The organism is Pseudomonas sp. S3_A09 (assembly GCF_054668065.1).
Window position 1 is genome coordinate 1,276,035 of sequence record NZ_CP162752.1, and the last position, 12,069, is coordinate 1,288,103.

The window sequence follows — 12,069 nt, forward strand, 5'->3', positions numbered from 1 at the left end:
GAAGAGTCTTGAAAGCGGGGCTTTGGCCGAATACATCGGCAAAGGGTCGCGAATCATACGCGCATGGCGCGCGTTGCGCATCAGAGAGTAGTCGATAAGACCCAAGTCATTTGCTTTTCCGCCGACCGGTGGCGCCCAGGGCCAGCAATCGCAGCTCGGCTTCGGCCAAGACGGTGCGCTTATCAACCTTGTCGAGTTTCTTCCAGGCACGGATTTCGCGCTTGCTGCGGCCACAGCCGAGGCAGATGGCGTCGCTGAATTTGCAGACGCTGATGCAAGGGTCTTTGGTTGAACTCATATGATTTCTCCCTGGCAACAATAATCAAATGTGGGAGCGGTGGCTGGTGGATCGCGTCAGTCTTCGAACTGGCGGCGCTCGGCCTCAATGGCTTCGGCCAGGGCCCGGGCTTCGTCTTCTTCGTCGCTCAGCGGCGGCTGTTCGAGGGCGGCGACGGCGGCCAGGAGTTTTTCCCGGGCTTCGGCCACGCCGAGGATGTCTTCCTCGGGCTCGGGTTCGACCTCGGGCTCTACGTCCACGTTCACTTGGGTTTCAGGCTCCGCCGCGCCATCACGCAACAAGTCGTCGAAGTCGGTCTTGATGCCCTGTTCCATGTCGTCCAGTTCCAGCAACAGCGTATGGAAACTGGTCTCGTCCTTGGGTTCTTCCGGTTCGGCGGTGGCGTCGGCCATTTCCTGCAGGCTGGCCGGGACCGGGGCGTCGTCGAAGTCGAGCACCGGCTCGGCCTCCATTTCGCGCAGTTCGGCGAGCGGCGGCAGGTCGTCGAGGTTCTTCAGGTTGAAGTGGTCGAGGAACACCTTGGTGGTGGCGAACATTGCCGGTTTACCGGGCACGTCGCGGTAGCCGACGATACGGATCCACTCGCGCTCCAGCAGGGTCTTGACGATATGGCTGTTGACCGCCACGCCACGCACATCTTCGATCTCGCCCCGGGTGATCGGCTGGCGATAGGCGATCAGCGCCATGGTCTCCAGCATCGCCCGCGAATAACGCTGCGGGCGCTCTTCCCATAAGCGGCCGACCCACGGGGAAAACTTCTCGCGGATCTGCAGGCGATAACCCGATGCCACTTCGCGCAACTCAAAGGCGCGACCGTCGCAGGATTTGCGCAGGATCTCCAGCGCCTTCTTGAATACCGGCGGCTCGGGGCGCTCGGCTTCTTCAAAGAGTTCGAACAGGCGCTCCAGGGATTGCGGTTTGCCCGAGGCCAGGAGAAACGCCTCCAGCAGCGGCGCCAGTTCGCGGGGTTCAGTCAGATTCATCGATTCAGCTCTTTATTCGGCTCGCGCCCGCACGTGGATAGCCGCAAAAGGCTCATTCTGGACCAGCTCGACCAAGGACTCCTTGACCAATTCGAGGATCGCCATAAAAGTCACCACCACCCCCAGACGCCCTTCTTCGGCGGTGAACAGCTCGACGAACGGCACGAACCCGCCACCCTTGAGGCGCTCCAGCACGTCGCTCATGCGCTCGCGGGTGGACAGCGCCTCACGGCTGACCTGGTGGCTTTCAAACATATCGCCACGGCGCAGCACCTCGGCCATGGACATCAACAATTCTTCCAAGCTCACGTCGGGCAACAGTTTGCGCGCGCGGGCTTCGGGGGCGTCGAGCTTGGGCACTACCACGTCGCGACCCACGCGGCTCAGGCCATCAATACCTTCGGCAGCGGCCTTGAAACGCTCGTATTCCTGCAGGCGGCGGATCAGTTCGGCGCGCGGATCGTCTTCTTCGGCTTCCACCGTTTCCGAGCGCGGCAGCAACATGCGCGACTTGATCTCGGCGAGCATGGCGGCCATCACCAGGTACTCGGCGGCCAGTTCCAGGCGTACCGACTGCATCAGCTCGACATAGCCCATGTACTGCCGAGTGATTTCCGCCACCGGGATGTCGAGGATATTGATGTTCTGCTTGCGGATCAGGTACAGCAGCAAGTCCAGCGGGCCTTCGAAGGCTTCAAGGAAGACTTCCAGGGCGTCCGGCGGAATGTACAAGTCCAGCGGCATCTCCATGACCGCCTGGCCATACACCATGGCAAACGGCAGTTCCTGCTGGGCGCCCGCCTGGGGGTCAACGGTTTCCACGGCTGACATTCAGGCCTCGACCATGAACGGCGCCGGGTCGCCGCAACCCACGCGGATCACTTCGGGTTCGCCGTCGGCCAGGTTGATCACGGTGGAGGCCTTGTTGCCGCCGTAGCCGCCGTCGATGATCAGGTCGACCTGCTTTTCCAGCAATTGACGCATTTCGTATGGGTCGTACAGCGGCTCGGTTTCACCGGGCAGGATCAGCGACACGCTCATCAGCGGCTCACCCAACTCGGCCAGCAGCGCCAGGGCGATAGGGTGTTCCGGCACCCGCAGGCCGATGGTGCGCTTCTTTGGGTGCAGCAACAGGCGCGGCACTTCGCGGGTGGCATTGAGAATAAAGGTGTAGGGCCCTGGTGTGTGGGCCTTGAGCAGGCGGAAGGTGCCGGTGTCGACCTTGGCGAACAGCCCAAGCTGGGACAGGTCGCTGCAGATCAGCGCAAAGTTGTGCTTGTCGTCCAGCTGGCGCAGGCGCCGTACACGCTCGACCGCGCCCTTGTCGCCGATCTGGCAACCAATGGCGTAGGACGAGTCAGTCGGATAGATCACCACGCCGCCGGCACGAATGATCTCGACGGCCTGTTTGATCAGGCGCGCCTGGGGGTTTTCCGGATGAATCTGGAAGAATTGACTCACGTGTTCTACCTGTTCAGACGGTGGCAATAATGGGGTCATGCTTGAATCGCCCCGACAAAAGCGGCAGGTCTTCAGGTACCTGGCGATACTCGCCAATTTCGGACCACCCACCTGGGCCATGAAAGTCACTGCCGGCGCTGACCAGCAGACCAAATTCGCGAGCAAGAATCGCCAGGCTGCCGACCTGCTCGGCAGGTTGATGCCCGTTGACCACTTCAATCGCGTGGCCGCCCGCTCCAATATAGTCGCTGATCAGCTTGCGGCGCTTGCTGCGGGTGAAATCGTAATGCCAGGGATGCGCCAGGCTGACCCAGGCGCCGGAGGCCCGCAAGGTCCCGACGGTGTCTTCCAGGGTCGGCCAGTGTTGCTTCACATCCCCCAACTTGCCCGCGCCCAGCCATTTACGGAAGGCTTCGGCGCGGTCTTTGACAAAACCTTCCCGCACCATCCAGTCAGCAAAGTGCGGCCGGGCCGGTGCATTACCACTGTCACCCAGGTCCTGCTGGATGGCGCGGGCGCCTTCCAGGGCGCCGGGCATGCCTTTAAGGCTGAGCTTGCGGCTTATTTCTTCGGACCGCAGCCAGCGGCCATCGTGCAAATCGGCGATGGCCTGCACCAGCGGCGGGGCTTGCTGATCAAAACCATAGCCGAGCACATGAATGGTGGCGCCGCCCCAGGTGCAGGACAATTCCACGCCATTGACCAGTTGCATGCCCAATGAATGGGCGGCTTCGCGGGCTTCGTCGAGGCCTTCGAGGGTGTCGTGGTCGGTCAAGGACAGGACTCGCACGCCTTTTTCAAACGCACGCGCAACCAGTACCGCGGGCGCCAAGGCGCCGTCGGAGGCCGTGCTGTGGCAGTGCAAATCAACATTCACGGGGATGTGTAACCTCAAGTCAGCTGGCGCTTTCGCTACCAAGGATGTTTGTTATTATGCCGCCACATCCAGCTTCTGGCTCTTACTGTGAAACAATTCATCGACTTCATCCCGCTGTTGCTGTTTTTCATCGTTACCAAACTCGACCCCAGGGTCATCGAAATCGCCGGTCATGAGCTGTCGTTCGGGGGCATCTACAGCGCCACCGCCGTCCTGATCATCAGCTCCATCGTTGTCTACGGCGCCATCTTCATCTCCCAGCGCAAGCTGGAAAAAGCCAATGGCTCACCCTGGTCGCGTGCCTGGTCTTCGGCGGCCTGACCCTGGCGTTTCACAGCGAAACCTTCCTCAAATGGAAAGCGCCGGTGGTGAACTGGCTGTTCGCGCTGGTGTTTATCGGCAGCCACTTCATCGGTGATCGCCTGCTGATCAAACGGATCATGGGCCATGCGCTGACCCTGCCGGACCCGGTGTGGACACGCTTGAACGTAGCCTGGATCGTGTTCTTCCTGTTCTGTGGCGCCGCCAACCTGTTCGTGGCTTTTACCTTCCAGGACTACTGGGTCGATTTCAAAGTGTTCGGCAGCCTGGCCATGACCGTGTTGTTCCTGGTGGGCCAGGGCATCTACCTGTCGCGCCACTTGCATGACGTCGCCCCTACCACGCCTAAAACCGAGGACTGACATGCTCTACGCCATCATTGCCACCGACGTGGCCAACTCGCTGGAAAAACGCCTGAGCGTACGCCCGGCCCATGTCGAGCGCCTCAAGCAGCTGCAGGCCGAAGGCCGAATCGTGCTGGCCGGCCCGCACCCTGCGGTAGACAGCAACGACCCAGGCGACGCCGGTTTCACCGGAAGCCTGATCGTCGCCGAGTTCGCCTCCCTGGCCGATGCCCAGGCCTGGGCCAAGGCTGATCCTTATGTGGCAGCCGGGGTTTACGCTGACGTTGTGATCAAGCCATTCAAGCAAGTCCTGCCTTGATAACGGCCGCGCCGAGCCTAATCGGTTCGGCGTACTCCTAATTGCTCATTATTCTCGGTAACCTGCCGACAACATTCTGAATATTCGTGTGGAATCAGGAGTTCCGATGCGCTTACGTCAGTTGTGTCTGTTGGCAGTGGTAATGATCGGGGCTACGGCCCACGCTGAAGAAACCTCGAACACCGGCAGCTCCACGCCCCTGTCCTTGAGTGCCGGCGCCCAGATCACCGAGTTGCAGCAACGTTTGAAAGAAAGCGAACGCCAGCGCGAAGAACTGAGCAAGCAGTTGCAAAGTGCCGACGCTAGCCGTGAAAGCACTCAATTGAGTCGCCTTCGCCAAGAGAACCAACGCCTGGCCCAGCAACTCAAAGAGACACAGGGCGGCGCCTTGACCCGCTGGCTGACTGAGCAACAACAGTGGTTCGTCACCGGCGGGGCCGTTGCACTGATCGCCCTGCTGTGCGGGATCTTCGCCAGCGGTGGGCACCGTCGCCGTCGACAATGGCTAAATTGAGTGAGTCATGAGCGAGCTGTTACTGATAGATGATGACCAGGAGCTCTGCGAGCTGCTGACCAGTTGGTTGAGCCAGGAAGGCTTCCAGGTGCGCGCCTGCCATGATGGCTTGAGCGCCCGCAAAGCCTTGGCCGACAGCGCTCCGGCAGCGGTGGTGCTCGACGTGATGCTGCCTGACGGCAGCGGGCTTGAGCTGCTCAAGCAATTGCGCAACGACCACCCGGAGCTGCCGGTGCTGATGCTCTCGGCCCGAGGCGAACCGCTGGACCGCATCCTCGGCCTGGAACTGGGCGCGGATGATTACCTGGCCAAGCCCTGCGACCCGCGCGAGCTGACCGCCCGCCTGCGTGCCGTATTGCGCCGCAGCCATCCGGCCGCCGTGTCAACCCAGCTCGAATTGGGCGACCTGTGCTTCAGCCCGGTGCGCGGCGTGGTCAGCATCGACGAGCAGGAATTCGCCCTCACCGTCTCCGAAAGCCGCCTGCTGGAAGCCTTGCTGCGCCAGCCCGGCGAACCGCTGGACAAGCAGGAACTGGCGCAGATCGCCTTGGGCCGCAAGCTGACCCTTTACGATCGCAGCCTGGACATGCACGTCAGCAACCTGCGCAAAAAGATCGGCCCGCACCCGGATGGCCGGCCACGGATCGTGGCGTTGCGCAGCCGCGGCTACTACTACAGCCTCTAATCGCAACGTCGATTCGAACCCTGTGGGAGCTGTCGAGCTTTAGCGAGGCAGCGACAGGATCGACTCGGTGTGCCTGTGGTACCGAGTCGTCTGCATCGCAGGCAACCCAGCTCCCACAGGGGATACGCTCGGCGCTGATAGTTTTGTCAGTTACCGACAAATCCCTCTTTACCGAAGCTTTACCCACACCTGACCGCCGCTGACCTTGATCTCCGTAATCTACTCACATCCGGACTCACCGGAATAGAGACAGGAGAATCACCATGCGCAAGACCCTTATCGCTTTGATGTTCGCCGCTGCCCTGCCCACCGTTGCCATGGCGGCAATGCCTGAAGGCCCAGGCCCGATGGGCGAACCTTCCGGCCACATGATGGGTGGCCCGGGCCACGGCGGTGAACACGGTCCGCGTGGCAAAGGCGGCCCGTTCAGCCAACTGGACCTGAGCAAGGAACAGCGCCAGCAGATCGGCAAGTTGATGGGTGACCAATGGCACGCCCGCAAAGACCTGACCAAGAAGTACCTGGACAAACTGCCAGCCGCTGACCAGAAAGCCATGCAGGACGAGATCGCCGCCGGCAAGCAGAAAACCCAGGCGGACATCCGTGCGGTCCTCAAGCCTGACCAGCAGAAGAAGTTCGACGAAATCGTCAAGCAGCAGGAACAGCGTCGCGCCGAATGGAAGGAATTCCAGGCCTGGAAAGCGCAACAGCCGCAAAAAGCGCAATAATGCTCCCGCGTTAACACTCCCAGCCCAGTGGCCCCCGCCGCTGGGCTTTTCCTGTTTGAGGGTTTCCTGTGCGTTCATTGTTCTGGCGCATCCTGGCCAGTTTCTGGCTGGCCATCGCCTTGGTTGCCGGGTTGTCGATCCTGCTTGGGCATATGCTCAATCAAGACGCCTGGATTCTCAGCCGTCACCCCGGCCTCAATAACCTGGCCGAAGAGTGGACCCAGCTCTACGAAGCCCAGGGCGAGGACGCGGCCCAGGACCTGCTGCAACAGCGCAAACGCCAGTATCACATCGACGTGCAAGTGCTGAATGAAAGCGGCGAGCCGGTGGTACGCGGCACCTTCCCGCGCCGCGCCGCTGCCTTCGAAGCGCGCCAGAATGACAGCCAGGACGGCCACCTGCCCTGGCGTCGCCTGACCGCCGAGTACACCAGCGAAAAGACCGGCGACACTTACTTGCTGATCTATCGCATCCCCCACCCGGAACTCGACGCCTGGCACCGCAGCAGCCTTTTGTGGCCGTTGAGCGCGCTGGCGATTGCCTTGGTGGTGCTGACCCTGTTCAGCCTGCTGGTGACACTGTCCATCACTCGCCCCCTCAGCCGTTTGCGCGGCGCGGTGCATGACCTCGGCCAGGCCACCTACCAGCAGAACAGCCTGGCGCGCCTGGCCAATCGCCGCGATGAATTCGGCGTGCTGGCCACCGACTTCAACCGCATGGGCGCCCGCCTGCAAAGCCTGATCGGCAGCCAGCGCCAATTGCTGCGTGATGTCTCCCACGAATTGCGCTCGCCCCTCGCGCGCCTGCGTATTGCCCTGGCGCTGGCCGAACGCGCCAGCCCCGAAGAGCGGGAAAGACTCTGGCCGCGCCTGACCCGCGAATGCGACCGGTTGGAAGCCTTGATCAGTGAAATTCTGGTACTGGCCCGTGTTGATGCCGATAACGCCAGCGCCGAAGAGGTCGACCTCACTGCCTTGCTCAAAACCTTGCAAAAGGACGCCCAACTCGGCGCACCGGACCAGGTAGTGCAACTGAACGCCGAAACCGACCTGCACCTGAAGGGCTGGCCGACCATGATCGAACGCGCGGTGGATAACCTGCTGCGCAATGCCCAGCGCTTCAATCCCCAGGGCCAGCCGATTGAACTGCAGGCGCAGCGTCAGGGTGATCGGATCCTGATCAGCGTACGCGACCACGGCCCCGGCGTTGAGGCCGAACACTTGAGCCAGCTGGGCGAGCCCTTCTATCGCGCCCCCGGCCAGACCTCACAAGGCCACGGCCTGGGCCTGGCGATTGCACGTCGCGCCGCCGAACGTCATGGCGGCAGCCTGATTCTTGCCAACCACCCAGGCGGCGGCTTTGTCGCCAGCATCGACCTGCCACTGGAACCCGGGGTTGTCACACCGGCCTGATCTTCTATAGTGGCCCTTCTCTTGAGGAGGGCCTTTGATGACTGACCTGCTGACTCCCATCCAAGCCGCACTTGATCTGCCACAAACGCCGCTGACCTTTACCGAAGCTGGCGCCCTGCCCTCGATCTTCGCCGTGACCGACCTGGCCAGCGCCAGCATCGGCGCCGCCGGCCAAGCCGTGGCCCAGTTGATCCAGCAACAGACCGGGCGCCTGCCCAGCGTCAGTGTGGACCGGCGCCTCGCGTCTTTCTGGTTCTCCTCCTCGATTCGCCCGACAGGTTGGGAGGTCCCACCGCTGTGGGACCCGGTGGCCGGCGACTACGCCAGCGCCGATGGCTGGATTCGCCTGCACACCAACGCGCCCCATCACCGCGCGGCCGCCGAGCGGGTACTGGGCAAAGCCGCCGACCGCATCGAGATGGCGGCCTATGTGGCCAAATGGAAAGCAGCTGAGCTGGAGCAGGCGATTGTCGACGAGGGTGGTTGCGCGGCGCAGATGCGTTCGTGGCAGGCCTGGCAGTCGCATCCCCAAGGGCTGGCAGTGAATGCCGAGGCGCTGGTGCAGCGCCGGACCGATGAAGCCACCTGCGTTAAACCCTGGCTCGGCTCAGTGGCGCGGCCGTTGGCGGGCATCAAGGTACTGGACCTGACCCGCGTGCTGGCCGGCCCCGTGGCCAGTCGCTTTCTTGCGGGCCTGGGCGCGGACGTGCTGCGCATCGACTCGCCCACCTGGAGCGAACCCGGCGTAGTGCCGGAAATGACCCTGGGCAAACGCTGCGCCCGCATGGACTTGAAGAGCCCCGAAGACCGGCAGGTGTTCGAAAACCTGCTCAAGGACGCCGACATCCTGTTCCACGGCTACCGCGCCGACGCCCTGGAGCAATTGGGCTACACCGCCAGCGCCCTGCAGACCCTCGCCCCCGGCCTGATCGACGTGAGCCTCAACGCCTACGGCTGGAGCGGCCCATGGCGTAATCGCCGGGGTTTCGACAGTTTGGTGCAGATGAGCAGCGGCATTGCCGACGCAGGCATGGCCTGGAAACAGGTGGACAAACCGGTGCCGCTGCCGTTGCAGGCCCTGGATCACGCCACCGGTTACTTGATGGCGGCCAGTGCGATTCAGGCCTTGAGCGAACGCTTGAAGTCGGGGCGCGGCGGTTCGGCACGGTTGTCGCTGGCGCGCACGGCGAAGTTGTTGGTGGAGACGGGACAGGTGCCGGAGCAGCCGGCGTTGCGTGCCGAGGAATTGAGCGATCAGGGTTTGGTGGTGGAGCAAACAGCCTGGGGCCAGGCGCACCGATTGCTTGCGCCAGTAACCATCAGCGGCACACCGTTGCAGTGGGATTTACCGGCTGGGGAATTGGGGTCGCACCGGGCACAGTGGTGAGCTGAAATCCGCTATCGCCGGCAAGCCAGCTCCCACATTCGACCGCATTCCAAAGGATGCACTCGGTCAAAATGTGGGAGCGGGCTTGCTCGCGAAGAGGCCAGTACAGACACTATCAATCTGACCGTTGCAACGACGTCCACAAATGCTGCGCCGCATACGCCCTCAACGGTCGCCACGCCTCGGCCCGCATCAGCAACTGCCGCGCCGACACCGGCCCGCCCTCCAGCGCCGCCAGCGCATTGATCAACCCGATATCCCCCGACGCGAACGCATCCGCCTCGCGCATCTGGCGCATGGCGATGTATTGCGCGGTCCAGTCGCCAATCCCCGCCAACGCCACCAGCCTTGCGACGCCCTCCTTGAGACTGGCCTTGGGTTCGAACACCTCAGGATCATCCAGCAACGCCTGGGCCACGCCCGACAACGTACGCCCGCGCGCCTTGGGCATGCCCAGGGTGGCGAGGTCGGCCGCCGCCAAGACGTCCGGCGTGGGGAACACGTGGGTGATACCGGCATACGGCGTTGCCAGCGGCTGACCGTATTGCGCAACTAGTTTGCCTGCCAGACGGATCGCGGCCACCACGGTGATTTGCTGGCCCAGCACAGCGCGGATCGCCAGCTCCAAACCATCCCAGGTGCCTGGTACGCGCAAGCCCGGCCGCGCCGCAACCAGTTGCGCCATCAACGGGTCAGTCGCCAGTTGCGGGTTGATCCGTTGCGGCTGGGCGTCCAGGTCAAACATCTTGCGCAAGCGCCGTTGGATCTCGGGCAAGGCCGCCTTGTCCGCAAAGCCCACCGCAACGTCCAGCCAATCACCCGCCCCCGGCGCAACGCTGATCCAGCCATGCTGCCCGCCGACGCTGATGCTGCGCCGATACACGCCAGCCTCCACGGTCTCCATCCCAGTGATCGCCCGCGCCGACAAAAAACCCAACATCGCTGCCCAGTCATACGGCGGCTGATACGCCAGTCTCACAACGACAACACTCCGCTATACAACCCATACGCCGCCAGCCCAGCGCCGGCGATCACGCAGCTGAAAATGCCTTTTTCCACGTGGGTAAACAGGGGCTGGTCCTGCTCACGCTTGGCCAGGGCAAACAGGATCACGCCAGGTGCATACAACAGCGCAGACAGCAGCAGGTACTTCAAGCCACCGGCGTAGAGCAGCCACACCGCGTAGCCGAGGGCAATCAGGCCCACCAGCAAGTCCTTGATGCGCTGGCCATGGGCACCCTGGTAGGTTTCGCCGCGCCCGCTCAACAGCACCGCATAGGCCGCCGACCACAGGTACGGGACCAGGATCATCGATGAGGCGAGGTAAATCAGGGTGGTGTAGGTGCTGTGGGAAAACAGGGTGATCACCAGGAAGACCTGGATCATTACATTGGTCAGCCATAACGCGTTGACCGGCACCTGGTTGGCGTTTTCCTTTTTCAAAAAGGCCGGCATGGTCTTGTCATGGGCCGTGGCGTAGAGGATTTCCGCGCACAGCAATGCCCAGGACAGCAAGGCGCCGAGCAGCGATACCGCCAGGCCGATGCTGATCGCCATCGCGCCCCAGGGGCCGACGATGTGTTCCAGCACACCTGCCAGCGACGGGTTCTGCAGTTGTGCGAGCTGCGGCTGGCTCATGATGCCCAGCGACAGCACATTCACCAGCACCAGCAACGCCAGCACGCCCAGAAAGCCGATCACCGTGGCGCGACCCACGTCCGAGCGCTTCTCGGCCCGCGCCGAATAGACACTGGCGCCCTCGATACCGATAAACACAAACACGGTGACCAGCATCATGTTGCGCACCTGGTCCACCACATTGCCCATATTCGGGTTGCCCACGCCCCAGATATCACGGGTGAAGATCTCGGCCTTGAAGGCCACGCCGGCAATCACGATAAACATCAGCAGCGGCACGATCTTGGCCACGGTGGTGATCTGATTGATAAACGCGGCCTCCTTGATCCCACGCAGCACCAGGAAATGCACGGCCCACAGCAGCAAGGACGCGCAGCCGATGGCCACCGGCGTGTTGCCTTGACCGAATATCGGAAAAAAATAACCGAGGGTGCTGAACAGCAACACGAAGTAACCCACGTTGCCCATCCAGGCGCTGATCCAGTAACCCCAGGCCGAGGAGAAACCCATGTAATCGCCGAAGCCCGCCTTGGCATAGGCATACACGCCCGAGTCCAATTCGGGCTTGCGGTTGGCCAGGGTCTGGAACACAAAGGCCAGGGTCAACATGCCCACGGCGGTGATCGCCCAACCGATCAGCACCGCGCCTACCTCGGCTCGCGCGGCCATATTCTGCGGCAACGAGAAAATCCCCCCACCGATCATCGACCCCACTACCAGGGCGATCAGGGCACTGAGCCGAAGTTTCTGGGTGGGTTGGGACATGAACACTCCTGAATGAATAAAAAGTTTTAGCCGACAACTGTGCACTCAACTAATTAACCCAGCGAGTGTAGCGTTTATTAGAGACCGCGATAAAAACACTGCGCTAATACCCCAAGGGCATGACAGTTTATCGGGTTTAGGCTTATTTAGAATTTAAATACGACGACTACTCTGTCGCTTCTTAGTTCCTTATCGTCGCCTTTATGAAAAGTTTGCACATTCGGGAAAACGGGCTAGTTTAAAACGTCCACACGTAGCACTAAATGATTAACCAATACCGCAGAGATCGCTCTGGAAAGCACCTTTGCGCGGAAAACTATTGCCCACGGCTTTGCAC

The 12,069-nt window shown here is 62.0% G+C and carries 13 protein-coding genes and 1 pseudogene; 7 read left to right on the top strand and 7 right to left on the bottom strand.

Annotated features, from left to right (window positions below):
• Positions 1–106: 106 nt before the first annotated feature.
• The 5 genes from AB4N92_RS06055 to AB4N92_RS06075 form a co-directional block, all read right to left on the bottom strand.
• Positions 107–298 carry a DUF1289 domain-containing protein gene (locus AB4N92_RS06055; protein ID WP_021491251.1) on the bottom strand — a complete coding sequence of 64 codons (192 nt, stop codon included), beginning with the start codon at positions 296–298 and terminating at the stop codon, positions 107–109.
• Positions 299–354: 56 nt separating this feature from the next.
• Positions 355–1,281 (bottom strand): SMC-Scp complex subunit ScpB, encoded by a 927-nt coding sequence (gene scpB / locus AB4N92_RS06060; protein WP_044287766.1) that lies wholly within the window; start codon positions 1,279–1,281, stop codon positions 355–357.
• A gap of 12 nt (positions 1,282–1,293) precedes the next feature.
• Positions 1,294–1,992: a segregation and condensation protein A gene (locus AB4N92_RS06065; protein ID WP_164365898.1), complete on the bottom strand. Its 699-nt coding sequence runs from the start codon at positions 1,990–1,992 to the stop codon at positions 1,294–1,296.
• Positions 1,993–2,112: 120 nt separating this feature from the next.
• The gene (locus AB4N92_RS06070) at positions 2,113–2,742 is read right to left on the bottom strand and encodes an L-threonylcarbamoyladenylate synthase (protein WP_010208143.1); all 630 of its coding nucleotides are present in this window, start codon (positions 2,740–2,742) and stop codon (positions 2,113–2,115) included.
• 13 nt (positions 2,743–2,755) lie between these two features.
• Positions 2,756–3,619: a PHP domain-containing protein gene (locus tag AB4N92_RS06075; protein ID WP_010208142.1), complete on the bottom strand. Its 864-nt coding sequence runs from the start codon at positions 3,617–3,619 to the stop codon at positions 2,756–2,758.
• Positions 3,620–3,706: 87 nt separating this feature from the next.
• Between AB4N92_RS06075 and AB4N92_RS06080 the strand changes: the two are divergent.
• From AB4N92_RS06080 to AB4N92_RS06110, 7 genes and pseudogenes are all read left to right on the top strand, one after another.
• Positions 3,707–4,302 (top strand): annotated as a pseudogene (locus AB4N92_RS06080) (septation protein A).
• Between the two features lies 1 nt (position 4,303).
• Positions 4,304–4,603, top strand: coding sequence for a YciI family protein (locus AB4N92_RS06085; protein ID WP_015885584.1), 300 nt, complete (start codon positions 4,304–4,306; stop codon positions 4,601–4,603).
• A 106-nt stretch (positions 4,604–4,709) separates the two neighbouring features.
• Positions 4,710–5,117, top strand: a complete 408-nt coding sequence (locus AB4N92_RS06090) for a translation initiation factor 2 (protein WP_010208139.1) — start codon at positions 4,710–4,712, stop codon at positions 5,115–5,117.
• A 7-nt stretch (positions 5,118–5,124) separates the two neighbouring features.
• On the top strand, positions 5,125–5,802 hold the full coding sequence (locus tag AB4N92_RS06095) for a response regulator transcription factor (RefSeq protein ID WP_003193803.1): 678 nt from the start codon (positions 5,125–5,127) through the stop codon (positions 5,800–5,802).
• Between the two features lie 263 nt (positions 5,803–6,065).
• Complete coding sequence (locus tag AB4N92_RS06100) at positions 6,066–6,530, top strand: LTXXQ domain protein (protein ID WP_045791687.1); 465 nt, start codon at positions 6,066–6,068, stop codon at positions 6,528–6,530.
• 68 nt (positions 6,531–6,598) lie between these two features.
• A complete protein-coding gene (locus tag AB4N92_RS06105) occupies positions 6,599–7,942 on the top strand; it encodes a sensor histidine kinase (protein ID WP_021491247.1) in 1,344 nt (447 codons plus the stop codon).
• A gap of 37 nt (positions 7,943–7,979) precedes the next feature.
• Entirely contained in the window at positions 7,980–9,329 is a 1,350-nt protein-coding gene (locus AB4N92_RS06110) for a CoA transferase (protein WP_236266847.1), read from the top strand.
• A gap of 115 nt (positions 9,330–9,444) precedes the next feature.
• On the opposite strand, the gene AB4N92_RS06115 is transcribed toward AB4N92_RS06110, so the two are convergent.
• Positions 9,445–10,308 (bottom strand): DNA-3-methyladenine glycosylase family protein, encoded by an 864-nt coding sequence (locus AB4N92_RS06115; protein WP_010208135.1) that lies wholly within the window; start codon positions 10,306–10,308, stop codon positions 9,445–9,447.
• Entirely contained in the window at positions 10,305–11,732 is a 1,428-nt protein-coding gene (gene arcD, locus AB4N92_RS06120; protein WP_137206227.1) for an arginine-ornithine antiporter, read from the bottom strand. Before arcD ends, AB4N92_RS06115 begins: the two co-directional genes overlap by 4 nt.
• Positions 11,733–12,069: the final 337 nt, after the last annotated feature.

Bases quoted from the DNA above. Each gene is read 5' to 3' on its own strand.
- AB4N92_RS06055 (WP_021491251.1), bottom strand. From the start codon at position 298: ATGAGTTCAACCAAAGACCCTTGCATCAGCGTCTGCAAATTCAGCGAC.
- scpB (WP_044287766.1), bottom strand. From the start codon at position 1,281: ATGAATCTGACTGAACCCCGCGAACTGGCGCCGCTGCTGGAGGCGTTT.
- AB4N92_RS06085 (WP_015885584.1), top strand. From the start codon at position 4,304: ATGCTCTACGCCATCATTGCCACCGACGTGGCCAACTCGCTGGAAAAA.
- AB4N92_RS06090 (WP_010208139.1), top strand. From the start codon at position 4,710: ATGCGCTTACGTCAGTTGTGTCTGTTGGCAGTGGTAATGATCGGGGCT.
- AB4N92_RS06095 (WP_003193803.1), top strand. From the start codon at position 5,125: ATGAGCGAGCTGTTACTGATAGATGATGACCAGGAGCTCTGCGAGCTG.
- AB4N92_RS06100 (WP_045791687.1), top strand. From the start codon at position 6,066: ATGCGCAAGACCCTTATCGCTTTGATGTTCGCCGCTGCCCTGCCCACC.
- AB4N92_RS06110 (WP_236266847.1), top strand. From the start codon at position 7,980: ATGACTGACCTGCTGACTCCCATCCAAGCCGCACTTGATCTGCCACAA.
- arcD (WP_137206227.1), bottom strand. From the start codon at position 11,732: ATGTCCCAACCCACCCAGAAACTTCGGCTCAGTGCCCTGATCGCCCTG.